Origin of the sequence: Microcoleus sp. S36a_B3 (genome assembly GCF_036700745.1) — a bacterium.
Lineage (GTDB): Bacteria > Cyanobacteriota > Cyanobacteriia > Cyanobacteriales > Microcoleaceae > Microcoleus.
The window spans coordinates 35,027-58,855 of sequence record NZ_JAUBPN010000025.1; the positions used below are offsets into that span (position 1 = coordinate 35,027).

18 protein-coding genes are annotated in these 23,829 nt (G+C 45.0%); 12 read left to right on the plus strand and 6 right to left on the minus strand.

Going from position 1 to position 23,829, the window contains the following annotated elements:
* Positions 1-398 precede the first annotated feature (398 nt).
* Positions 399-1,139, minus strand: coding sequence for an LmeA family phospholipid-binding protein (locus QUA01_RS21870; RefSeq protein WP_333092691.1), 741 nt, complete (start codon positions 1,137-1,139; stop codon positions 399-401).
* Positions 1,140-1,486: 347 nt separating this feature from the next.
* On the opposite strand from QUA01_RS21870, the gene QUA01_RS21875 reads away from it, so the two are divergent.
* The 5 genes from QUA01_RS21875 (at position 1,487) to QUA01_RS21895 (ending at position 5,905) form a co-directional block, all read left to right on the plus strand.
* Entirely contained in the window at positions 1,487-2,899 is a 1,413-nt protein-coding gene (locus QUA01_RS21875) for an HD domain-containing phosphohydrolase (RefSeq protein ID WP_333092690.1), read from the plus strand.
* Positions 2,900-3,129: 230 nt separating this feature from the next.
* On the plus strand, positions 3,130-3,723 hold the full coding sequence (locus QUA01_RS21880) for a pentapeptide repeat-containing protein (protein WP_194070490.1): 594 nt from the start codon (positions 3,130-3,132) through the stop codon (positions 3,721-3,723).
* A 127-nt stretch (positions 3,724-3,850) separates the two neighbouring features.
* The gene (locus tag QUA01_RS21885; RefSeq protein ID WP_194070489.1) at positions 3,851-4,606 is read left to right on the plus strand and encodes an LmeA family phospholipid-binding protein; all 756 of its coding nucleotides are present in this window, start codon (positions 3,851-3,853) and stop codon (positions 4,604-4,606) included.
* 471 nt (positions 4,607-5,077) lie between these two features.
* Positions 5,078-5,368, plus strand: a complete 291-nt coding sequence (locus tag QUA01_RS21890) for a DUF1816 domain-containing protein (protein ID WP_333092689.1) — start codon at positions 5,078-5,080, stop codon at positions 5,366-5,368.
* 264 nt (positions 5,369-5,632) lie between these two features.
* A complete protein-coding gene (locus QUA01_RS21895; RefSeq protein WP_333092688.1) occupies positions 5,633-5,905 on the plus strand; it encodes a DUF1816 domain-containing protein in 273 nt (90 codons plus the stop codon).
* A 165-nt stretch (positions 5,906-6,070) separates the two neighbouring features.
* Here QUA01_RS21895 and QUA01_RS21900 read toward each other — a convergent pair whose 3' ends face one another.
* The 3 genes from QUA01_RS21900 to QUA01_RS21910 form a co-directional block, all read right to left on the minus strand.
* On the minus strand, positions 6,071-7,081 hold the full coding sequence (locus QUA01_RS21900) for a DnaJ C-terminal domain-containing protein (RefSeq protein WP_333092687.1): 1,011 nt from the start codon (positions 7,079-7,081) through the stop codon (positions 6,071-6,073).
* Positions 7,082-7,221: 140 nt separating this feature from the next.
* Positions 7,222-7,506, minus strand: a complete 285-nt coding sequence (locus QUA01_RS21905; RefSeq protein WP_333092686.1) for a hypothetical protein — start codon at positions 7,504-7,506, stop codon at positions 7,222-7,224.
* Positions 7,507-8,678: 1,172 nt separating this feature from the next.
* The gene (locus QUA01_RS21910; RefSeq protein ID WP_333092685.1) at positions 8,679-9,968 is read right to left on the minus strand and encodes a glucose-1-phosphate adenylyltransferase; all 1,290 of its coding nucleotides are present in this window, start codon (positions 9,966-9,968) and stop codon (positions 8,679-8,681) included.
* A gap of 967 nt (positions 9,969-10,935) precedes the next feature.
* Between QUA01_RS21910 and QUA01_RS21915 the strand changes: the two genes are divergently transcribed.
* The 6 genes from QUA01_RS21915 (at position 10,936) to QUA01_RS21940 (ending at position 21,391) form a co-directional block, all read left to right on the plus strand.
* Positions 10,936-12,402, plus strand: coding sequence for a glycoside hydrolase family 13 protein (locus QUA01_RS21915; protein WP_333092684.1), 1,467 nt, complete (start codon positions 10,936-10,938; stop codon positions 12,400-12,402).
* A gap of 493 nt (positions 12,403-12,895) precedes the next feature.
* Positions 12,896-14,716 carry a DUF389 domain-containing protein gene (locus tag QUA01_RS21920; protein ID WP_333092683.1) on the plus strand — a complete coding sequence of 607 codons (1,821 nt, stop codon included), beginning with the start codon at positions 12,896-12,898 and terminating at the stop codon, positions 14,714-14,716.
* A gap of 110 nt (positions 14,717-14,826) precedes the next feature.
* Positions 14,827-16,380: a cation:proton antiporter gene (locus tag QUA01_RS21925; protein ID WP_333092682.1), complete on the plus strand. Its 1,554-nt coding sequence runs from the start codon at positions 14,827-14,829 to the stop codon at positions 16,378-16,380.
* A gap of 471 nt (positions 16,381-16,851) precedes the next feature.
* The gene (locus tag QUA01_RS21930; RefSeq protein WP_333092681.1) at positions 16,852-18,465 is read left to right on the plus strand and encodes a mechanosensitive ion channel family protein; all 1,614 of its coding nucleotides are present in this window, start codon (positions 16,852-16,854) and stop codon (positions 18,463-18,465) included.
* A 153-nt stretch (positions 18,466-18,618) separates the two neighbouring features.
* Positions 18,619-19,731: a mechanosensitive ion channel family protein gene (locus QUA01_RS21935; protein ID WP_333092680.1), complete on the plus strand. Its 1,113-nt coding sequence runs from the start codon at positions 18,619-18,621 to the stop codon at positions 19,729-19,731.
* Between the two features lie 7 nt (positions 19,732-19,738).
* Positions 19,739-21,391, plus strand: coding sequence for a mechanosensitive ion channel family protein (locus QUA01_RS21940; protein ID WP_333092679.1), 1,653 nt, complete (start codon positions 19,739-19,741; stop codon positions 21,389-21,391).
* Here QUA01_RS21940 and QUA01_RS21945 read toward each other — a convergent pair.
* Positions 21,384-21,806: a DUF2358 domain-containing protein gene (locus QUA01_RS21945; RefSeq protein WP_194011001.1), complete on the minus strand. Its 423-nt coding sequence runs from the start codon at positions 21,804-21,806 to the stop codon at positions 21,384-21,386. The two genes, QUA01_RS21940 and QUA01_RS21945, sit on opposite strands and share 8 nt — an antisense overlap.
* 162 nt (positions 21,807-21,968) lie before the next feature.
* On the opposite strand from QUA01_RS21945, the gene QUA01_RS21950 reads away from it, so the two are divergent.
* Entirely contained in the window at positions 21,969-22,433 is a 465-nt protein-coding gene (locus QUA01_RS21950; RefSeq protein WP_333133224.1) for a hypothetical protein, read from the plus strand.
* Positions 22,434-22,481: 48 nt separating this feature from the next.
* Here QUA01_RS21950 and QUA01_RS21955 read toward each other — a convergent pair whose 3' ends face one another.
* The gene (locus QUA01_RS21955) at positions 22,482-23,717 is read right to left on the minus strand and encodes a histidinol-phosphate transaminase (RefSeq protein WP_333092677.1); all 1,236 of its coding nucleotides are present in this window, start codon (positions 23,715-23,717) and stop codon (positions 22,482-22,484) included.
* Positions 23,718-23,829 lie beyond the last annotated feature (112 nt).

Consider the following 23,829-nt stretch of genomic DNA (forward strand, 5'->3'; position numbering starts at 1 on the left):
CCGCAGCGCCGCAGTTTCAAGGGTTGAACTTTCCATTTTTTGCACGAGTTCTACCCTCAAGTAGCAGGCTGCGTCAGTTTCAATAATGGCTCGATTTGAACAAGTTTTATCTTTTTTGCGATCGACCAAAAAACGGATACCGCGCCATGTAATCGTGTAGCGAAAATATCTAATTTTTATACTTTTGTTCAAGCTCCCAAATTTAGCTGTAAAGTAAATCTTAAAAATTCCCATTTAAAACTGGTTGTGAATCAACTCGAAAAATATACAATCGACGCACCGCAACCGAAAATAACATTGAGTTGCACTCAACGCAGACAAGATTAAATTATCTGCGTTTATCCGCTTTAAAACTGCGGTTAACAGGTCGAATATTTATGCAACTCAAGTCTAAGCTGCTAACTAGGAAATTGTTCCACTTTCGCTTCAGCTTGCAAAGTCAGCACGCCAGCTTCCACATTTAACTGCTGAATTCGCAGCGACATTCCCTCAAGTTCAAAGTTTCGCAAATTTAAAATTTCACCAGCTTTGTCCGCCAAAGCTGCGGTTAACTCCGGCGAAAATTCCTTGTTTTCGGGATACTCAATATCCTCAAGAGAAATTGCCCAGCCGCCCGCCGCTATCTGAGGTTTGGCGGTAAAATAAATCTTTTGAGTAGACTCAGTTTCCCGCACCGATACCTCAGCATTTAAAGCAATTTTTCCGGTTGACAGCAACTGACCATCCACAGTTTTAACGTCTACAGTCAGCGATTTTCCGTCAACAGTAACTTCTAAATTTTTTAGTTTGCGGCTGATGTATTCGGAATTAAAAGCGCGGTTGATATCGCTTTCTGTTAAAACTGCGCGCGCCGTACCGAAAGCGGGCCCGTTTAGTTCAATCTTACCAAACATAGCGCTCAGGGGATTGACAGCAATATCCTGGACGTTAATTTCCAATTCTTGGACGCGCAAATCTTGCTGCATTACCAATCCTTTACCCTCAACGGCGACTTGTTCGACTTCTCCCTGGGCTAGCTGGCCGGGATCGGTGTTGACTGTGACAGACAAACTTTCCGATTCGTCTAATTTGCTAGCAATAGCAATCTCTGCCACTTTGTCGATCGCCTGTTCCCCTAAATTCCGATTTTGTTGAAGCACGCTAGAAATTCCTAATATTGATTAAAAAATAGTAGTTAATACTTAAGTCAGTTAGCGTCTTCCTGTCGGCAGGTTTTTGGGTGCAAAAAAACTCCGCCACAGACAGATGGTTTTCCCAAAATTGCCGAAACTAATTCATCGCTATTAAAATAAGTTTTTTTGTAGGTTCAGAAAAAGTGGCAGGCGCGCGACAGACATACATTGAAAGCGAACTATGCAGCGTCAAATAGCGGTTTTTATGCGTAGGGGAGTGGCAAACGATCAAAAATAGGAATTTTTGGCCAAAAGTATTTTCGAGAAGCTCGATCGCCCGCTACAATAAATAAGAGCCGGCACCGCCTTTTGCAATGAATCCAGAATCAACTCTCGCCAGACTACAAGCTACACTTCCCGACGGAAAACTGCCTTCTAGCTACGGGGTTTACTTCAAAAACACCCTAGTAGCCCTGTGTCACGCCCTAGAAGACCACATCTTGCAAACCAGCAGCGGGGACGAAGTCGAACTCAAACCCCTAGTTTTGGTGACGTTTCAGCAGGGAAAATGGTATTTGCAGGAAGCCGATCGCTACCTGGATATTGCTAACGCCTCTCGGCGCGTTGTCATCGGTGCAGTAGCCGACAGCGGTTTCGCTACCCACAAAACCGGGCAATTAGAAAATGTATCTTTAATAAATCTCGATGAAAACGACCCCATCATCGAAGAATGGAATTTAATCATCCTCGCTCCAACATACAAAGCAATGGTGCTTTGCCGCGAACTTTCCAGCGAAGAATATTTGCCAGAGGGCAAGCCAGAAGTTGATACAGAGCGAAAATTCTACGGTTTGTGGTCCTTTGATCAGTCCTTAGTGTCAGCCTCCGCAGAAATTTTTATAGAACAGACGCGACATTACAACTCCCCCCTGGCCGACAGTTTGCAGGAAATTTACCGATCGATTCTTGCCACAAAAGGCCCGCCCTTGGCAGATATTAGCGGCGTAGTATCGCGGATCGTCACTTACCTGCAAAGTTCTCAGCAACAAATGGTAGCAATTAACCGCCAAACCCGCGATTTGTGGGAATTGGAAGGTCAAGCTTTGCGCGTCAGCCGCAATTTGAACGCTAACAAACTGCAAGCTTTTCTGCGGATGGCGCAGCGGGTGGACGAACGCGATACTTCAAATCCCACAGCTTCTTTGCAGGTGGCGGCTTTGTCGGAAACTTTGGGTCAACTGCTGGATTTGCCAGCTTTGCAGTTGCGGAGGCTGCGGCTGGCCGGATTGCTGTTTAGAATTGGCTTAGTTTCGGCACCAAATGAGGTGTTCGATCGCACTCCCGATGCTTTTGACCAATCAACTTTCTCATTTTGGCGCGATCGCAGTTTCATCGGTTCCCAACTGCTGCAAGCAATGCCGGAACTAGCACCTGTAGCAGAAATTGTCAAGCACAAACTCGAATATTGGGACGGCAGCGGCAGGCCAGAGGGTTTGCGAGGCGAAGAGATACCCATTGCTGCGCGGATTTTGGGGTTGGTCGCTTATTTTCAAGAATTGACTCAACCACGGGGCGATCGTCCGGCTTTGAGTTTGAGCGAAGCTTTGGAAGAGTGCCGGCAACTGTGCGGCCTTCGCTTCGATCCGGCTTTGGTGGAAACTCTCAGCAACGTCGTCAGGTTAGCCGAAATGGGTTTGATGCAGTTGCCGAATCGCCCCAGTCAACTGCCGAATGTATGGTTGGAAGATTTGGGCGATCGAACCACCGCAGCCGCTCCGGCGTTATAAAATGAGTGCGGCAATTAGTTTTTAGTTAGTAGTTATTGGTTATTTGTTATTGGTTATTGGTTATTGGTTATTGGTTATTGGTTATTTGTTATTGGTAACAACAGACAACTGCCAACTGCCAACTGCCAACTGCTTTCCTGACAACTGCCAACTGCTTTCCTGACAACTGCCAACTGCTTTCCTGACAACTAACAACTGACAACTGACTACTGACTACTGACCAAAAACTAATGACTAACGACCTCGAAGCTATACGCAAAGGCAAAGTTTATATGTTGGCCGGCAGAGATTTAGCCGGCACAGACTTAGGAGGGGCCGCTCTCGCCGGTGCCGACTTGTCTCAGGCCAACTTAGCAGGAGCTAATCTCGCCGGTGCTAATTTGCAGCGGGCGGTATTGCGAGCAAACCTCCGCGGCGCTGACTTGAGCGGCGCAGATTTGCGGGGCGCAGATTTTCGGAATGCCGATTTGCGCGGAGCTTCCTTTGCTAATGCTTTAGTGCGCGAGGCAAGTTTTGGGGGTGCTTTTTTGACAGGCGCTGCGATCGGCAATTTGGATTTGAGCGGTGTCGATTTGCGTGGTGCCGATTTGCGCGGCGCAGCTTTGGTTCGGGCAATTTTGCAATCTGCCGATTTGAGCCATGCTAATTTGTCCGGTGCTGATTTGTCCGGCGCTGATTTGGAAGAAGCCATCTTGAATGGAGCCGTACTCCGCGGGGCTAACCTGACGGGGGCTAATTTGCTCTGTGCTGCGATCGAACAAACCATATGGGATGGAGCTTTGCTCGATCGCGCCTGTCTCCAAGGCACCCCGCTGAGTCCTTAAATTTCAAATATATTCCTTTCTAGGCAGATCAAAAACAAGATCAACTTATAAAGTGAATAAGCACAAGCTATTTTAACATTTCTTAATGGGAGGTTATAATAGCGACATTAGATCAGCAAACGCATAAATGGTAGCAGCTTTGTTTAGCGGTACATCCTTTCAAGGTCAAAGTGGCGATCGCCTTGTCAGCAAAGTAGCAGGAGCTGCGATCGCGGCCTTATTCAAAAGTTCGGAAAAGGCCGAAGCCAACATCCGAGTCGAACCAGTAGCCAAACTATTGCAGGGAAGCATCGATGGTTTCGACTTCATTGGCAAAGGTATGTTGATGTACAACGGCCTTCGCATAGAAGTGATGGAACTCTACCTGCAAGCACTCTCCATTGATTTTGGGGCGATTTTTGCAGGAAGCGTGAAATTGCGGCAGCCTACCCAGGCAAATATGCGAATAGTCTTAAGTCGATCGGATTTAACCACCTCATTCAACACACCTTTTGTAGTTGAAAAACTCCAGAAGCTGAAATATCAAGAGCAATCTCTGCACTTTCAAAACACAGAAGTCAGCTTCGGAACAGACAAATCAATTAGGCTGCAGTCCGAAATTGCGATCGGCAATTCCAGCGAACCAGTCAACATAGATATTACAGCTCAATTGCAAGTAGAAGACCGACGCAAAATCCAATTTGTCAGCGTTACATACGGAGGCGACCAGCAAGCAGTAGACTTGGGTCAAGCTATAATTGCCCACGTAAATAACTTGCTAGATTTAGACAAATTTGCCTTAGAAGGCACTCAATTACGAGTAGACCGCTGCCGAGTTCAAAACGACGAGCTAGTTTTTTACGGTTGGGCTGGCATCGAACAGTTCCCCAAAGGCAAGCGTTAAACCTCAGCCTCTTGATGGGGGCCGACAAATCAGATTTGTTGGAATAATTTTATAGCTTAACAAAACAACCCGCCGCGGCGGGTTTTGCTATTTTAGCCACAGTTTTTCAAGCTGTGGCGGTGCTAGCGTAAAGTCACTCTACATTTAGGCATATTTCCCGAACCCATCTGTCGCCCATCTAAATTGCCAGCTACTCAATACTTAAACTCTCGTGACAATTTATAGCGCGCGATCGAGCTTAAAATTAAATACAAAATAGCTTATTCCCTAGGATTTTATATCTCACCTCAAAATCAGCACTTAGATCGAGGCGATCGCACAAATTTCCTTGGTAAATTTATAACAATAATTGCGCGCAGGACAACAGAAACCCCGTTTCTTGAGAGATACTCTGCAACCTCTAACGTATCCTAAAAACCCGGTTCATAAGCATAAGCCCAATAGAAAATAAATAACCCCAAAAGAGGAAAAATGCTCGGATTTTATTTATTTTGTATCTACATCGTAGTCTTGTCCGTGCTTGCTGCGCCCAACTCCCGCAGACCCGAAAAATGGTGGGTAGAAATCGTCACAGATTTGCCTCGCTGTACCTATTATTTTGGCCCCTTCGACACCGACAAAGAAGCCTCCAGTCATACTCCGGGCTATCTCGAAGATTTGGAAAGCGAAGGAGCCAAAAGAATAAGCATCCGCATCAAACGGTGTCAGCCTTCAGCTCTCACCATTGACGAAGATGAATTTTCAGAGAGTATCGCAGCTTAAAAATTTTGAATGTTGAGTTAACTGAAACCTCAACAATAATATAAACATCATCTTCTCCTAGTCCGCTGGGAGTAGAATTTGTACGTGTTGCAACGACTTACATCGCCGAAACCTCAAACTATTCTCCACCAAAATGCAGATATTAACCAGCATTTACCCTCAACAATTAGCATAGCTAAATCAGCATATAGGACGATCCGATCACTCTATTTGTCCTGGTAGCTTAAGAACATTACAAACTACTTGACTTCAGGGATAGCTACTATGTTCGGACTTTATTTATTAGGTATGTACGTTGCTGCTTTCTGGATACTAACTCAACCGATGGGCGGTAGAAGTCGCCAGTGGTGGGTGGAAGTTGACACAGATTTGCCCAAGCGCACCTATTATTTTGGCCCCTACGAAAGCAAAGATGAAGCTTCTCACAACACCAACGGCTACATCAAAGATTTGGAGAAAAAAGGAGCTAAAAACATTAGCATTAAAATCCAAGAAGGTAGCCAACCCAGTCAGCTAACAGCTAGCGATGAGTCTTGAGAAAGTGGAACGATCGAGTACGAATAGATCGAGCTTGCATCCGATGCAGAGCGGGTTCACCAATATCGATAACTTCAGATCCGCGATATTTGCAAACCCGCCTCAACCCCACAGATGACTCGCTTTCCTTCTTGGCGTTGTCTGGTACGCGCAATGCAGGTTGTTTCAAAGTAGCGCTTGGCTTAAATTGCTTCGGGGATTAAAAGTGCGATTGGCCTGGATTTTTTCATAGCATTCGCGCTCTAGGGCGCTGAGTTCCTTGGGCGGGACGATCGCAATTTTGACCAACAAATCAGTGCGTTCATCCTTCTTCGGTTTCGGCCATCCTTTACCTCGCAACCGCAAAGACTGACCAGAACGCATCCCGGCTGGAAATTTTACCACTATCGTACCTTCAGGCGCAGGCACTTCAATCGAAGCTCCCAACACCGCTTCATCGGGAGTTATCGGCACTTCGCAAATTAAATTCTCTCCCTCAAACTGGAAAAAAGCGTGAGGCAAAACTTCTAATTTGAGGTACAAATCTCCCTGCTGCTTCGTGTACGGGTCAACTTGACCTTTGCCTTTCACCCTAATTTTGCTGCCGGTTTTCACACCCGCAGGAATCGAAACTTCGCCCGTGGCGACTCGCTTAGAAGTGCCGCGAAACGCTTCCCCCAAAGTTAGGGAAATCGTCACCTCGGTATCGAGAGAGCTTCCTGCGCTGCGGTTTTCGTACCCCGCAAAATCTTCAAATCCCCCAAAACCGCCCGGCCCGCCGGTGCCGCCTCGGTAGGTGCTGTAATTCCACTGACCGTTGCGACCAGCACCAGCACTGCCACCAGCGCGGCCGAGCAAGGCATTGATAAATTCGTCAAAACTGCCGTACTGGCTGAAGTCAACGCCGCCAAAGTCTACATTTGTACTGTTTCCGCCTGGCCATCCGCCGCCAGTTGTAGCCGCTTGTTTCCAGTATTGACCGTATTGGTCGTATTTTTTGCGTTTTTCTGGGTCTGAGAGCACTTCGTAAGCTTCGTTTACTTCTTTAAAACGAGCTTCGGCTTCTTTGTTCCCGGGGTTCATGTCCGGGTGATATTTTCGCGCTAGTTTGCGAAAAGTTTTTTTCATTTCGTCTGAAGTGGCGGTTTTGTTGAGTCCCAAAATAGCGTAATAGTCTTTAAAATCTGTTGCAGCCATTAAGCAATCCTCTCTTTATTAGTTGTTAGTTGTTAGTTGTTAGTTGTTAGAAAAAATAAATCCCTAATTAGCAAGATGGCAAGTTAGTTTGATGCTTAGGGTAAAAACTGCCTGCTGCATCTGATTTAAATTATAGGTTATCAAAGGTTGGGACTCGATCGAGTTCGGTTGTTGCTTACGGGACATCGCAATTTCCGCACCAGGCTGATATTTAAGGTTTTTAGCCGTTGTGCGCCTCTGTTGATTTTGGTGTAGCTCGTGCGCCCGATCGTCCCGCCACCCTTTAGGCGAGCCTGGGATAGCTGCTGCGGGCTAGTTGGTGCGAGTTCTGTATGAGGGTATATCGGCGCGGGCGATCGCTCTTTTTGCTGTTTTTTGCGGTGCGCGGTGCGATCGCACTTTTGTGTCTCTAGCTTTTCCAGCAATCCCAATCCTAATAGGTTCTTATCGGGAAGTTTCGGAGAATTTGCAGCGTAAATTGTGACTGTACTTTACCTTAAAGCGGGCCGTAATTCAATAACCTTGCGATACATTTTTTTCTGACCGTAACGATGCTATACTATAGCAGTTTGAGCGAAATATGAATGTTGAGCGATCGAGTCCTCAATCCCCAATAAAAAATTACTCAATCCCTCAATCGCTTAATCTAAAATCCATAGATTCCCCAATCCCCCAATCCCTCAATCCCCAATTCCTCAATCTAAAATCTAAAACTTGTGAGCCAGCGAAGCCGAAGTATCTAAAATTTAAAATCCCTCAATTCCTCAATTCCCCAATCGAAAATCGAAAATCAAAAATTATTCAATCTAAAATCTAAAACTTGTACGCTCGCGACTTGTCCGCTGGCGTAGCCGAAGCAAGCCGAAGTATCTAAAATCGACTGACTTATCACCTTTTTGAGAAACGCTATATCTTATTTTGACACTTTCTTCATTGACTTAAATCACAAAAATATAAGATAATCTCTTCCTCATTTGTTAACTAGAGTACACACTTTCAAAAAAATTAAGATAGGATAGTATATATCAATAAGCTTTTGACGCTACCAGGGTATTTACATGATTAATTATTTGCTAAGTTGGCCTTGTGGCTGCTGCGACGATTGGAAAGATCGTTCGGAGATTTGTGTGTTGCTCAGAAACGGGCAGCGCGTTTGTCAGTCGTGCTACGATCGCAAATATAAGAATCAGAAGCCATCCGCCAGACGCAGGCGATCGAATATATCAGTCTCACAACGCCCTGTATAACAGTTCGAGTTCTCATAGGAAATATCGATTCCTCAATCTCTTAATCCCTCCATCCCAATCTAAAATCGACTGATTTTTCACTTTTTTGAGAAAGGCTGTAACATAGACAGTACCATATTAAAACCCGGTGCTTTAAATCAAGCCAAGTATTGCGACAAACTGGTATCAGCAGTTGCAATTAATAATGAGTTTAAAAAAAATCCCTTGAGTCATCAGTTATCAGTTATCAGTCATCGGTCATTGGTAATCGGTCACTAATTTAGTTATTTATCATCAGTCACCTGACTTTCAGGTGGCTGATTTTAAATCAAAAAATTGATCGCTGACCACTAATGACTAATGACTAATAACTAAATGATAGTTCCATCAGGAATCGTGGCGTTTTTCAGGACTACGACAATGCCGCTGCGGATGTAAAAACCTTGGTTTTCGCGGTTCGATTCTTCCACTCGGTCTTTATTAATTATTTGAACATTGCGGCCGATGCGGGTATTTTTATCCACAATCGCGCGGCGAATTGTAGTATCCGCACCGATACCGAGGGCGACACCGCCATTGTCCAAACTCGAATGCCGTTCGGCGTCCGGTTCGTAGAAGTCAGCACCCATAACCAGGGTATCTTGAATCGTACATCCAGCTTCAATGCGCGATCGAACTCCCAGCACAGAATGGTCGATCCGGCAATTTTTGAGAATGCAGCCTTCAGCAATAATCGATTCAGTGATGTGAGTATCTAAAAGCTTAGTCGGCGGCAAGAAACGCGGGCGAGTGTAAATCGGCGCATTTTCATCGTAGAAACTGAAAGGAGGCTTAGGCTGTTTAGTCAGAGCCAAGTTAGCATCATAAAAAGCCTCAATCGTTCCGATATCTTCCCAGTAATCGTCAAACAAATAAGCTTGAACGTTATGGTCTTTTGAAGAATTCGGAATAATCTCTTTACCAAAATCAGTTTGGTTTGGAGATTCTTTCAGAAGTTTAATCAAAACTTCTTTTTTAAAGAGATAAATCCCCATCGAAGCAATGTAAGGACTTTCCTGAGCCTGCTGCGCTGTCAGTCCCAGTTTAGTAGTATCCACCTGCATTTGTTTGAGCGGATCGCCTTTTGGTTTTTCGCTGAAAGAAACAACGCGGCCGCTTTCGTCGATTTTCATCAAACCAAAATCCGACGCCCGCTTCTCGTCCATCGGTAAAACCGAGAGGGTGATATCGGCGTTGGTTTCGCGGTGTCTCTCCACAAACTTCTGGTAGTCCATGCGGTAGAGGTGGTCGCCTGAGAGAATCAAGAATTCGTCAACGTCCCACTGTTCTAGCAGCGAGAGATATTGGCGAACTGCGTCTGCTGTCCCTTGGAACCAGTTGGCATTTTCCTGGGTTTGCTGGGCGGCGAGCACCTCGACAAATCCCTCGCTGAAGCCAGAAAACTGGTAGGTACGAGAGATGTGGCGGTTGAGGGATGCCGAGTTGAATTGGGTGAGAACGTAGATTTTGAGTATTTCGGAATTGATGCAATTGCTGACAGGAATATCGATGAGGCGATATTTGCCGGCCAGGGGAACTGCGGGTTTGGCTCGCAGTTTGGTTAGGGGGTAAAGGCGGGTGCCTACACCGCCACCGAGGATGATGGCTAAAACTTTTTTCAAGGAACTTTCTCCCTAGGGTCGATTAACTCTCCAAGTTCAGTGTCTAATGGTGAGGGCTTCTTGACAAGGGGGGGGAGTAAGGAAGTTTTGAGTTTTGAGTTCAGTCGCTGGTGCTGAAACGGGGATTTTTAATCAAAATATTTTGTTCCTACGCTCGATAAGACAGTTCAGGACGCAGGCTAGGCAAAAATACCAGGTTTCTAGATCGAGCCTCTCTTAGATTAGCAACGATTTTCCAAGAAACCGATTTTTTTACGTAGGTTCTATAGGAGTGAAAAAAACGAGGTTTATGAGAGTTGGAGTGTTGACGGGACTATAGTTGTAGCCTTTTTCAAAAAGGTGAGAAGTTGAGATTTTAGATACTTCGGCTTGCTTCGGCTACGCCAGCGGACAAGTCGCGAGCTTATAAGTTTTAGATTGGGGGATTGAGAGATTGAGGGCTTGAGGGAGCGATACCTCATCTGTTGCTCGAATTGCTATATGAGTGTTGAGTTGTGAGTTAAAATACTCATCCATCAATCATGGATATTTAAAACAATTTTGAGATTTGAGTTAAAATACCCATCGATAAATAAGGGAAGTTTAACGACAGAATAAGGTTCGGGGTTTTGGCTGTTAATTACAATTTTTCTGTTGTTAATTCTCGCTTTGTGGTAATTTATCCATCCAGGCTCGATCGCCCTTTGGTATAGTTCCCGCCTTTGACTGATGACGTTGCACCCACAGCCAGCGACACACCACTGATGACTGATGACCAATGACTGATGACCAATGACACACCTGAGTCGGGACGATCGATATCTCAGATAAAATCAGTGATAAATCTCCGATTGACGGCAAATTTTTGTGATATTTTACGATCGGTCGATCGACAAAACTCGATCGAGTGTATATTCTCTACCAAAAGCTAGATCCCCTAGAAACCTCTGCTACTGTAGCCTAAGCCATAGCAAGCTAGGAAAATTGTATGCAAATTCAAACCCCCGATTGGGTTAAACACGCCGTATTCTACCAAATATTCCCCGATCGCTTTGCCAAAAGCAAACAGCCTCGCAAACGCCTGCTGCAAAACTTCATGTGGGAAGAATGGCACGAAATCCCCACCCTCCAAGGCTACAAAGGTGGCGACTTGTGGGGCGTTATGGAACAGCTAGATTACTTGCAAGATTTAGGCATTAATGCCATTTACTTTACCCCCATTTTTCAGTCGGCCAGTAACCACCGCTACCACACCCACGACTACTACCAAGTAGATCCGATGTTAGGCGGCAATCCAGCATTTAAAGAGCTTCTAGACGCAGCCCACGATCGCAATATCAAAATTGTCCTAGACGGCGTATTCAACCACGCCAGCCGCGGCTTTTTCTTCTTCCACGACATCCTGGAAAACGGCCCCCATTCTCCTTGGCTAGATTGGTTTCAAGTTGAAGGCTGGCCGCTATCCCCCTACGACGGCAATTTCCCAGCTAATTATCTCGGTTGGGACGGCAATCGAGCGCTGCCCGTGTTCAATCACGACAATCCAGAAGTGCGAGAGTATATTATGGAAATCGCCGAATATTGGATTAAATTCGGCATTGACGGCTGGCGGCTGGACGTTCCTTTTGAAATTAAAACAGAGGGATTTTGGCAGGAATTTCGAGACAGAGTGAAAGCTGTTAATCCCGAAGCTTACATTGTCGGCGAAGTCTGGGAAGATGCGAGAGAATGGCTCGATGGCAGTCAATTTGACGGCGTGATGAATTATCTGTTTGCGGCACCGACTATTGCTTTTGCTGCAGGCGATCGGGTAGATATGAACCAATTAGAAGGTCGTTCTTATTACCCCTATCCGGCGCTGTTTGCCAAGCAGTACGGCGAGAAAATTCAGAAAGTTTTGGAATTATATCCGTGGCAAATACAGCTAACTCAACTAAATTTGTTGGCCAGTCACGATACTGCGAGGTTGCTATCAATTGCTGGGGACGATCGCTCTAGTGTCGAAATTGCGACTTTGCTGCTGTTAACTTATGCCGGAGCTCCCAGCATTTATTACGGTGATGAAGTTGGTTTACCGGGCGCTCTAGATCCAGATTCTCGCCGCAGTTTTCCCTTAAAAGCTCACTGGGAACTTGATGTTTTAGATTACCACAAACAGTTGATAGCTTTGCGCCACAAATACGTCGCCCTCCGCACAGGGACTTACAAAATTCTGTTTGCTGAAGGCACGGTTTACGTCTTTGCGCGAATTTTGGAGGAGGAGGAAATAATTGTGGCGGTGAATGTGGCAACTCAAGAGGTAAAGGTAAATTTTGAGACTCCCAGTTTGAAATTTTCTCACGATAAATTGCTGTTTGGCAAGGGTGAGTTTGTTTGGGAAGGTGAGGGAGAAACTCGGAAGTTAGCGTTGAATATGCCCGCGCGATCGGGTTTAATTATCGGTACTGCTAATTAGTCCTTTAGACATTTGAAACCAAAGAAGCCGGGTTTTTGACCTAATTTTTGATTGAAAACTAAATATTGAAGTCAAAAACTCGATTTCTGAAATTGGTGCAAGATTTATGATAAATGATATTGTTGGGCGAAGTGAAATGTAGGATTCGTGCTTCCTGACATAAGTAATTGGACAGAATTAATTACACACTGATTTTTTGCTGATTCTTTACTAGACAAGGCTTGTAGCCCAGAGTTTTGTGTAATTAATTATGTCTTACTACTTATTGCACAACAAGCAAAAACCGGGAATAAGATTAAAAATCTAGGATTAAAACTTAGTTTTTTGGTTTTATTCCCGGTTTTGATCGGCTTATAGAAAATAGTGCAATATCTCAGTTTCTCTCAACCCAAGCTACACAAACTGCCTCTTATTGATGCTGCCACCACAAAGACAGGCATCAATGCACTACACTAGGTTGGTAAAAAATATTTATTGTTTCTCAGGATATGTAATGCAGCGCCTAAAGATATTAGCGCAGTTCCTTCGGTTGAGACGCTGGTTTGCTCACAATTTAGGGGTTAGCGCGGTTCGCAAAGAACAAGTCTATTTGGACCTTGCTCAGTCCGTGACTCTGACAGATGCCAGTTATTGGATTCAAGTTTTATTTTCTGCTGGGATAGCTACCCTGGGATTGGTGTTGAATAGTCCGGCCGTCATCATTGGCGCGATGCTGATTTCACCTTTAATGGGGAGTATTTTGGCAAACGGGCTGGCTTTGGCTGCTGGGGATGCGATTTTGGCGCTGCGGGCCCTTGTTAATTTAATTTTGAGCTGCACGCTGGCTATTTCCTTTGCGGTGGTGTTGGTATTGATTTTGCCGTTTAAGGAAATGACCAGCGAAATTTTGGCCAGAACTCAGCCAAATTTGCTGGATTTAGTGATAGCGCTGTTTTCTGGGGCTGTGGGGGCGGTGGCTATTTGCAAGGAGGCTAAGGGGGTTGTTACCTCTATTCCGGGGGTTTCTATCGCGGTGGCGTTGATGCCGCCGCTGTGTGTGGTGGGTTACGGGATTGGGATGGCGGTGAGTCTGAGTCCCGGAAGCGGGTTGGCGGTGGCGCGGGGGGGAGGGCTGCTGTTTTTTACAAACTTAGTCGCTATTACGTTTATGGCGATGCTGGTGTTTTTGGTTCTGCATATTGATAGTTTTCCCGTGCGCGAGCGAGTGCGTTTGTGGCGGGAAAGCAATGGAGAAAGTATTTGGATGCAGTCTTTGGTCGAGCGAATTCCGGCATCGGAACGATTGAAGCGCATCGGTAGTTTGCCAAGTCGCCTGCTGTTGATTTTGATGACTATTTTATTGACTTCGATTCCTCTGTATCAATCTTACAATCAACTTAGTGACGAAATATCTCGCAAGCAGCAAGAAAATCAACTGCGTAATAGCACTACAGAAATCTGGCAAAAAAACTTTGGTAACTTTCCTGATGGTAAAGTGCGATCGTACATCAGTCAACTTTCGTTTCGACAACAAAAGCGTAAATTAGTCGCTCAACTTCAGGTAGTTACTAGCAAGGTTTACACAGAAGCGGAACGAGAGCAATACAAGCAATTACTCTCAGCGAAACTTGGGAGGCCGTTGGAGTCAATTGCTCTGAATTTGATTCAAATTCCCATAGCTTCTAACGAGCTGTTACCAACAAAGGTTTCTGAAACAACAATCAAGCCGGAGCCTCCCCCCACGGTTGCGGAATTGCAATCGAGTTTTTTGACGGCTGTGGAGTCTGCCCTCGACTCCCTGATTTTGCCCCTACCGGCTCAATTGATGAGTTATCAGGCGATTACTAGCCCGCTGACGCCGTTAAGGATTCAGATTGCTTACTTTAGTGCGCGGGATCTCGATCGCGACGGACAAGCGCTGCTGGTGGATGATATCCGCAGTCAATTAAATTACCCTACAGCCCAGGTCAATTTCAATCGGATTGCGCCGGTTGCTGGAACGGTTACTTTTGCGTTAAATCAAGCTCAAATTGCGGCAAATCAAGTTCAATTGCTCGATCGACTGGGTAAGACGGTACAGCAAAATCCTAAATTGCAGATTGAAATGAGTTCCGGTCAAGCGCCCTCGGAAGCTGGGGCGCCGGCGATCGGGCGATCGGTGGCGGTTCGCAATTATTTGCAAACAAAATGGCAAATTAAGCCCGATCGCTATATTACTAAAACTGCAACTGCAACTCAACCAATTGTCCAGTTAAAAACAGTTCTCAAAAAACCGCCCCAAAATTCCTCACCTTCTGTTCAGCAAGATGCAGTTGAAGGAGGAGTGACACGCTGACTGTTTTTAACACTGGTGTCAAAAAGACGGTTCGTAGTGCGGAATGCGAGTCCGCACTACGAACCAATCTGTCTATACAATCCGATAATTACCAATAGGAAATTTTTAAAATGATAGAAAGCATACAAGAAGTGGCGATTGAAGATAATCTCAAGCAATTTTTAGTAGTGCTTTCAGTTTCTTTGAGTGTGGCAACTCTGCCACAAATTGTTAGTTGGTTGCGCCGAATTCCCTATACGCTGCTGCTAGTGATTGTGGGAGCAGGACTGGCTTTGGTCGATGTACGGTTGGTGAATCTTTCGCCTGAATTGATTCTGTTGATTTTTCTGCCGCCGCTGCTGTTTGAAGCTGCTTGGAATTTGAAGTGGTCGAGTTTAAAACAGGATTTAATTCCTATTTGTCTTTATGCTGTTTTCGGTGTGCTGATTTCCATTGCGGGTGTGGCAATTGGTTTGAATCAATTTGCCGGTCTTTCTTTGGGAACTGCGCTGATGATTGGGGCTACCCTTTCAGCTACCGATCCGGTTTCGGTGACGGCTTTGTTTCGGGAGTTGGGGGTTGAGAAGCGTCTCAGCACTTTGATGGAAGGCGAAAGTTTGTTTAATGACGGAATGGCAGTTGTGGCGTTTGGATTTCTGGCTGCTTTTGCTCAGGGAACTGCTAATTTATCGCCGGGGCCGATTGTACTGGAGTTGATAACGGTGGTGGGGATTGGGCTGGGGGTTGGCGGGCTGATCGGGTTTGCGATTTCTTATCTGACGCAGCGGTTTGATTTGCCTCTGGTGGAGCAGTCTCTGACGTTGGTTTCGGCCTACGGTACTTATTTGATTGCGGAGGATTTGGGGGGTTCGGGGGTGATTGGGGTGGTCACGACTGGGCTAATTTTGGGCAATTTTGGTTCTCGCATCGGGATGAATCCTCGCACTCGGATTATTGTGAGTGAGTTTTGGGAATTTTTAGCTTTTTTTGTAAATTCGATTGTGTTTTTGCTGATTGGCGATCAGATTCGGTTTGGGAGTTTGGGCGAAAATTTGGATGCGATCGCGGTGACGATTGTGGCGGTGATTGTAACGCGGGCGATCGCCATTTACGGACTGGGTAGTCTCAGCAACCGTTTTGCCGCATCCGCCATTCCGCTGCAGGAGCAAACGGTGCTGTGGTGGGGAGGGCTGCGGGGTGCGGTGTCGGTGGCTTTGGCTTTGAGCGTACCTGAAGGTTTACCGGGCCGGGAGGTGGTGATTGCGACGGTTTTTGGGACGGTGTTGTTTACTTTATTGGTGCAGGGACTGACTATTCAGCCTGTTCTGAAAAAACTGGATCTGCTGGGGGATGGGCCGATGCGCGGGGAGTATTTGGAGGCGATCGCCCGTCGGGCGGCTTTGGGTAGGGTGTTGCAACGGTTGGCGGAGATGGAGGACCAGCCGGGTGTCGATCGGGAGTTTTATGAGTATCAAGAATCCCTGGTTAAGGGGGAGTTAATGAGGATTGAGGCAGAGGTCGATCGGCTTCAAGATGAATATCCCGATCTCAGCACGTTTATTGCTGAGCAAATTCGAGGTGAGTTGCTGGCGATCGAGGCTGACACCTATGCTGAGTTTGTGCGATCGGGTCGCTTAAATCAAGAACTGTCTCTCTTTTTGGGAGTTGAGAACATAGGGGAGTAATTATAGAGTGCGACGGTTTTTTCTATATCTTGGAGACTTCCCAAATGCCGCCGCAGAATAGATTCAAACTAATACTTAAACATTTCGAGCAATTTCGTAATGAGGACTTCAGTCCTTTCCATCAAGTTCGATCGTTCGGACTTCAGTCCTTTCGAGCATTGTCTAACAGTGTTAAGGGAACTGAACGGGTAACTCAATCAGTTTAAGCCGTTATAATGCAAAAGTAATCTGAGTATCAAGTACCAAAGTGCGCTGGCAAAGTATTCCTCAAGCACTGCCGCACCGTTAATCCTTCTGATGGTTGCACTTATTGGGCTTTGTCATCAATATCCAGTTTGCAATTCCCTGAAACCTCTCCAACGATTCTTGTAGAACGGGCATCCTGCTTGTTCAAAAACTTGCTTTGCGATGGAGGTTTATTAGAGGCATAGCGATCGCGAAATATGAGGAGTGCATTGAAATTGGTAAAATATGTTAAATCGCCGGAAATCTTCATTTGTTCGTTACCAAATACTGGGAATCATCACAGCCTTAGCGCTGAGCTTAGTTTTGCAGGCTTTACCCGTTCAAGCAGCGAGGACGGCGACATCTGTTGTGGTAGATGGTCGTCCAATTTTTAGCGTCAGCGATGCTGACTCATTGACGGGCACCGAACGAGCCGATTTGCTCAATTTGCGACTCAAACAAATTGAGCAATCTCAAGAAACCGTTCGAGTCACAACTGAAATTCGCGATCGGTATCCCACCATTCTGGTTAATGGCAAATACCTGCTGACAGTCACTCAATCCGATGTGCAAGAAAATCGCACGCCCGCCGAACAAGCTAATCTTTGGGCCCAACAACTCAGTCAAGCTTTGCAGCAAGCTCAAAATGAAAGAAGCGCCGGATTCATGAAAAATATGCTGATGCTGGCAGCGGCGACTGTCGGGCTGGCGATCGCCCTCAACAAAGCATTAGGATGGCTGTGGCGATCGGCCAGACAAGCTGCAATCCAGCGATTTGTCGAACCATCAAACGAAGAAGTTGGAGTTAATGATTCGCCCAAAGCTCTGAACTTATTATTTAACTTAACTTTGTTTTTTGCAAGGGTTGCGCTTTGGATTGTCACCGCCCTTTACATTACCAATCTGTTTCCGGTAACTCGGGTTTGGAGTTACACCCTAACCAGCAGTTTAGTCAGCACTTTCACATCTAAAGCCCTGTCTGTAGGACGCAACAATTACTCAGTCACCGATCTGCTAATTCTAGCTGCTCTGATCCTGGGATGGGTTGTCCTTAGCGGTGTTATTTCTAAAATATTTAAACTGCGAATTTTGGAAGTCACCCGTATCAGTCGAGGCAGTCAAGAAGCCGTTGCTGTGATTGCCAAATATTTGCTGGTTGTTATAGGAACCATTGTTCTGATGCAAATATGGGGAATTGACCTGAGTTCTCTAACAATTATCTTTAGTGCATTAGGAGTTGGTATCGGTTTTGGATTTCAGGATATCGCTAAAAACTTTGGTAGCGGTCTGATTTTGCTCTTTGAACGTCCGATTCGGGTAGGTGACTTTGTGAATGTCGGTAAAATTGAAGGCACTGTGATCCGTATTGGCGCTCGCAGTACAGTGCTTCGTAACCTAGATCAAGTTTCGATTATTTTACCCAATTCCCGTTTCTTAGAGGATGATGTAACTAACTGGAACTATGAGAATTCTGTGTCGCGAATCAGAATTCCCGTTGGTGTTGCCTACGGCTGTGATATCAGTCAAGTTAAGGAGGCACTGCTAAAAGCTGGTAGGGGACATTCTGATGTCTTGAAGACTCCAGAACCGATTGTTTTTTTCTTGGGTTTTGGTGAGAGTTCCTTGAATTTTGAGCTGCGGGTTTGGATTGTTGAACCCATCGCACAGTATCGCGTCAAGAGTGATTTATTTTTCCGTATTGAAGAACTGTTTCGAGAGCATGAAATCGAAATTCCGTTTCCTCAACGAGATTTGCACGTCCGCTCCGGGAGCATTCCTTTGGCTTTGTCACCGGAACTAGAGGCAACATTACGCCAAACTTTACTCAAATCGGAAAATAACTCAGTTGCCCCTAAATAACTTAAACTAAATTCTTCCTGCTTGCTTCTTTTTTCTTCCTAATGACTCATGACTAATGACTAGGTTCGCGAGTTTTCAAGCTCGCACTAATGACGACTGTCAATTATCAACTGTCAACTGTCAACTATTTATTATAATACAGTTGATTTGACCATGAAAACAACAATTAATGTACTATTTATGTTCACACAACTGCCTTTAAATTATGGCGATCGCTTTTTGCAAGTTATCCTAATTTTTCTAGCTGGAGGAATTGGGGGATTAGCTGGACTGGTAGTGTTCCCAACCTTGAGATTGATATTAGCTTTATTTGCCGCAAGCTTATTGAAAAAAACTTATATTGGTGTATTGCTTGCTTCTAAAAACCTAATTTTAATTTTATTAACTCTGTCGGCGATGGAAGTCATGTTAGTTTTAATCCCTCACACTAAATGGCTAAAATTGATGGAGTTTTGTTTGAGTGCGGGCATCACTTGCTCTGCCGGTTGGCTAGTGTCAAGTTTATTTCGAGAAGTTTTTAATAGCACAATTTTAGGTGCAACCTTTGACTCCAACCCGAAAGTAAGAGGCGAGTCTATCTTTTTAATTCGCTATCTGGGAGACTTTGCGATCGCTGTAATAATCATTTTAGTCTTTTGCATTAGCCATAATATCAATGTTGGAGGCATACTTGCTAGCTTGGGGATTGGAGGTGTTGCTATTGCCTTTGCTGCTCAGAAGACGTTAGAACAATTTTTAGGAGGAATTGTATTAACTCTCGATCGCCCTTTTCAAGTTGGAGACTATATTGGTTTATCCGACGGCCCTATGGGAAAACAAGGCACTTTTGGACGAGTCGAAAGTATTGGTTTAAGGTCAACAAAAATTCGTACCTCTGGTAAAGGTACCCTCACAGTTATTCCTAATAATTCGCTGACAGAAGTTACCATAGAGAACTATACAAGCGCCAAGAAAGTCATGTCGATTATGATGCTAGAGTTTCCCGAACAGGTATCTGCTCAGGATGAAGCACTAATCCGTCAAACTGTGATGGAAAGCACGATGGACATTTTTGGTTTAGACTGGCGCAGCACGGAGGTTTCCTTCAGTAACAACCAAGCTCAAATTTCTTTTTTCATTTTGGGTTCTAATGAATTATCTATGGACTTGAGGCGGCAATTGCTGGATCTAGCTACCCAACAAATCACCAAACAACTCCCAAAACATAATATTTCTTTCACCATTAACCAACCAACGATTTATGTGGATGCTCCAATTCCTATTTAAACGACCAATGAAGCTGATCTTCTTATTTGTCATGGCTGGGTTTTTGGCGACTTTTCCGATTAGTTTTGCTCTAAGTGTTGACGGCCCTCGTTCTCCTGTAGTAGTTGATGGCATTCCGCTGTTTTATTTACAACCTGTAGATCGATCTTCAGCATTAGATCGTACCGAATTTGCCAATAAATTACTGGCTGATGCGATTTCTAATGATAAAGTCATAAATTTTGATGTGCGTAACTATCCTAATACAAGCGCTACTTCAATTTCTTTAAATAAGAATTACTTGTTGACAGTTACCGCTAACGATGTTTTACCAAACTTTTCTTTATCTCAACAAGCTAAACAATGGGAATCTATTCTAGAAAGGGCGGTCGCCAAGGCTAAAAAAGAACGAACTTCACAATACATTGTGGAGAGAAGTTTGTGGGTTTTAATTGGCATAGGAATTATTATACTATTGCGGTTTTTATTGGTAATTGTCGCTAAAATAGCTAAGTGGAAAACTGGTGGTTTTACCAAGGTTTTTTTTAGTTTTGCCTGGTTAGCGATTGTCCTAGTGTGTGCGGAATGGTTCCCGGTATTGCGAAGTATTCGTTATCAGATTTTTTCCCCATTTTCTCAGCCCCAGTGGCTGATATTTTTGGGAGCATTAGGAAGCTCTTTTGTATTTAGCCACTACGCTCCAGCCTTATTAAGATTTGCCATCAAAAAGCTAGATCTGCATTCAACAGAAAATGTTTACCTGGCACTTATTCAACCAAGCGAAATTCTCGTACAATTTTCAGTCCTCTCTATTTGTATCAGTTGGTCTCTGAGCTTGCTAGAAACATTAGCACCAGTTGTGTATGAGCTGCTAAAACCGATTGCTAATTTATTTGTAGTTGGCTGTCTGTATTGGTTATCTACAAAAGTTACTAGCCGCTACCTGCGTACCTATGGATTCAAGTTTGGGGGAAAATTTAATCCCAGTACCGATGATGCAATTTTAGTATTTGAGACTGTGTTGAATGTCTTTATCTTTATTGTAGCACTGGTGACATTTGCCCGCAGCGTAAACTTTGACTTGATTGGCTTGGTTGCTAGTTTGGGGTTGGTTGGTTTAGCCGTCGCCTTTGCAGCCCAAAAAATTCTCGAACAACTGATTGCTACTCTAGTATTGTATTTAGATCGTCCTTTTGTTACTGGTGACTATATCCGTCTACCCGCTGGAGAGTTGGGGAAAGTAGAAAGTATTGGCTTGCGATCGACAAAAATTCGTTCTCTCGGTACGGGTACAATTATTGTGATGCCCAATTCTATATTAGTCAGTGTAGAAATTGAAAACGTTACTCTTGCCAAAAAAATTATGGTGTTACTGTATATGGACTTTGCAAGTGCTTTAGGAGAACGAGAATATGCTCTAGTGCAGCAAGCTATCATGGAAAAAATTGTTTTCCTATCAGGAATCGATCCTAACAGCACAAATATTGCTCTCGCCGATGGTTCGGGAAAAAGATTAAGGGTTAGTTTGGCAATTTTAGGCTCTCAGGATAATGCGGTTGAGGTGCGTAAACGCCTACTAGAGTTAGCAAGCGTTCAAATTGCTAAATCTCTTGCAGTCCACGGTATTGTGTTTACGATGGAAAATCCTACGGTTTACGTGCAGTCCCCTGCTACTATTTGAGTAAAACTGTTCCCTTGCCCAAAAACTGCTTTAAAATTTCTCCGGGTTTTCTGTCCCAAGTGTCGATATGTTGGTAAATCAAGCCGTCCTCATCCATTTTGTAGGTAGAGTAGCCGTTAAAGAAAATTTGAGCTTTCCAGGGTACGCGCAGCGTCCCGCGCACAGTCCAATTTGCCACAATAGTATCAGGGGCTGTCTGACTTACGTCGTGGAGGTCGAAGTAAATCTCGTTAAAAAATAGCTGCCCGTGAAATCGCAAAGTCCAAAAGATAATGCGGTAGTTGATTTTTCCTTTAAATTTGTTGACGGGATCTTGAAAATAGATGGCTTTTGTGTATATGTCGTAGGAGATGTCTTTCTCAAACAGCGTCGGGAGATCCGCTTTCAGGGTGTCTACTACTTGTTTTACCTGCATTTGATATTCGATCGCGCTCAAGCTACCACCTTGTGACAGTATTAATTTATAAGTTTAAATGAATAATCTCGATCGCTGGACGATCGCAGATTTGAGATTTCATCCAGCTCTGATTTTAACTCTAACGCTATTGTCCGCATCTGCCTTTGTGCAGACCCGGACTTGCGACATCGAAACCTTGGCACAGATTTGACTGAGTACACGAACCCCTCTGAAATTCTCGCAGAAATCAACAACGGCCAACTGTTGATGGTAGATTGCCGTCGCCGGAACGGTCTAATTTTGATTAAACGCTTTCACGCAGAGTTTGCCGGGCCGGGGGCTGCGGTTGGCGGTGCTTTTGATGTTGACTCTGTGCGGGCGATTCCGGTGGGGGATTTTTGTTTGGTTTGTCCTCAATCCCCCGAAGAAAAACAGAAAGCTTTTGAAATTCGGCGGCATTGGGTGCGGTTAACGGAACAGTTAACGGCCAAGCCTGTAGCTTTGGAACGGGCACAAATGATTTTAACTCAGTTTGAACAATATTTTGATGGGGAAACAGTGGCACAAATTCCCGATGAAGCTTTGGCACTTTTAGTAGGCGTATTTCCCCAAACTATTCGGGCAGCGCGACAGATTGACAATTAAAAATGGATAGTAATTTGCTTCAATTCATACCATTTTTAAGGGCTTTTGTCAAGTTAAAATCGCTGCGATTCGATCGACTGTGCGCTGATTTTCCTCGGGACTTCCTACCGTAATTCGCAAACCTCCGCCGGTGTGCCGAATCAAAGTACCTCTAGCTTTTAGCTGCTGCATGATTTGTTGCTGTTCCTGTTCTGCCGATTTACCCTCACCGGCTTTCACCCGCAGGTAAACAAAGTTTGCTGCACTGGGCCAAACTTGCAATTTTGGCTGCTGAGTTAGCGCTGCAATTAATTTGGCTCTTTCGGCTATAATTTCGGGAACTACTGCTAGCAGTAGCTGTCGCTGGGCTAGGGCGAATTCGGCTGCGGTTTGCGATAAACTGGGGAGGTTGTAGGGTAGGCGGATTTTTTCTAAGGCGGCTGTGAATTCGGGATGGGCGATCGCATATCCGACTCTCATTGATGCTAGTCGAAATGCTTTGGAAAATGTTCGCAAAATTACCCAGTTCGGGTGTTGGTGCAATCTGTCTGCTAAGGTGTTTTGGCTGAATTCAAAATAAGCTTCGTCAATTACTACTAAAATATCGGGCGGTAAGGTTTCTAACCAATCCACCTCATCTGGTGTCAAAGCATTGGCTGTGGGGGAATTGGGATGGACGACAAAGACGGCGCGCACGGGGGGATTTTGATTTTGGGCGTTAGCGCAGCCCTCGGAAAGGATCGCTCTTTTTGCTGCTTCTAGATCGATCGCAAAATTATCCTCTTTTCGCGCAACACTGACAACGGGAATGCCGAGGGTTTGGGCGATAATTCCATACATCGAAAAGGTGGGATTGGCGACTAAAATTGAGCCTTGGCCACCCAGACAGGTTGCAATTAAGAGCGATCTAATTAGTTCGTCGGAACCGTTTCCGACAGAGATATTGTCGGCTGTAATGGCATTTTTGGGCCGTGTAACTCCCCCTTGGCCCCCTTTGTTAAGGGGGGAGACATTTAGGAGAACACCCTGGTTAAGGGGGGAGACATTTAGGGATTCGTTGACGTATTGGGCGATCGCCTCTTTGAGTGCTGCGTGGCCTCCGTCGGGATAGCGATTTGTTTCAATTAACTGCTGGTAAGTCCAAGCTAGCTTTTGTTTTAATTCTTCTGGTAAGTCGTAGGGGCATTCGTTGGTGTCTAGGCGATCGATTACAATTTCCGAGTGCGCTGATTCTGTTGATGCGCCGCCCGGATGGGGAGTGTAGGCGGCAAGTTCGGCTAAATCTTGGCGGATAAAAGGCAGCATAGTATGATTTCAGGTCTGAGATTGTAGATGGTTTAATTATGATTTAGTTTTACACTATTAGGGTTATTAGTCATTAGTCTATAATATCTAGTTGGTAAATTCTTCATTTTCA

What these genes read in the sequence shown, in the direction of transcription:
- QUA01_RS21875 (WP_333092690.1), top strand. Translation starts at nt 1,487, where the DNA reads ATGAATCCAGAATCAACTCTCGCCAGACTACAAGCTACACTTCCCGAC.
- QUA01_RS21880 (WP_194070490.1), top strand. Translation starts at nt 3,130, where the DNA reads ATGACTAACGACCTCGAAGCTATACGCAAAGGCAAAGTTTATATGTTG.
- QUA01_RS21885 (WP_194070489.1), top strand. Translation starts at nt 3,851, where the DNA reads ATGGTAGCAGCTTTGTTTAGCGGTACATCCTTTCAAGGTCAAAGTGGC.
- QUA01_RS21890 (WP_333092689.1), top strand. Translation starts at nt 5,078, where the DNA reads ATGCTCGGATTTTATTTATTTTGTATCTACATCGTAGTCTTGTCCGTG.
- QUA01_RS21895 (WP_333092688.1), top strand. Translation starts at nt 5,633, where the DNA reads ATGTTCGGACTTTATTTATTAGGTATGTACGTTGCTGCTTTCTGGATA.
- QUA01_RS21900 (WP_333092687.1), bottom strand. Translation starts at nt 7,081, where the DNA reads ATGGCTGCAACAGATTTTAAAGACTATTACGCTATTTTGGGACTCAAC.
- QUA01_RS21915 (WP_333092684.1), top strand. Translation starts at nt 10,936, where the DNA reads ATGCAAATTCAAACCCCCGATTGGGTTAAACACGCCGTATTCTACCAA.
- QUA01_RS21920 (WP_333092683.1), top strand. Translation starts at nt 12,896, where the DNA reads ATGCAGCGCCTAAAGATATTAGCGCAGTTCCTTCGGTTGAGACGCTGG.
- QUA01_RS21925 (WP_333092682.1), top strand. Translation starts at nt 14,827, where the DNA reads ATGATAGAAAGCATACAAGAAGTGGCGATTGAAGATAATCTCAAGCAA.
- QUA01_RS21930 (WP_333092681.1), top strand. Translation starts at nt 16,852, where the DNA reads ATGTTAAATCGCCGGAAATCTTCATTTGTTCGTTACCAAATACTGGGA.
- QUA01_RS21935 (WP_333092680.1), top strand. Translation starts at nt 18,619, where the DNA reads ATGAAAACAACAATTAATGTACTATTTATGTTCACACAACTGCCTTTA.
- QUA01_RS21940 (WP_333092679.1), top strand. Translation starts at nt 19,739, where the DNA reads ATGAAGCTGATCTTCTTATTTGTCATGGCTGGGTTTTTGGCGACTTTT.
- QUA01_RS21945 (WP_194011001.1), bottom strand. Translation starts at nt 21,806, where the DNA reads ATGCAGGTAAAACAAGTAGTAGACACCCTGAAAGCGGATCTCCCGACG.
- QUA01_RS21955 (WP_333092677.1), bottom strand. Translation starts at nt 23,717, where the DNA reads ATGCTGCCTTTTATCCGCCAAGATTTAGCCGAACTTGCCGCCTACACT.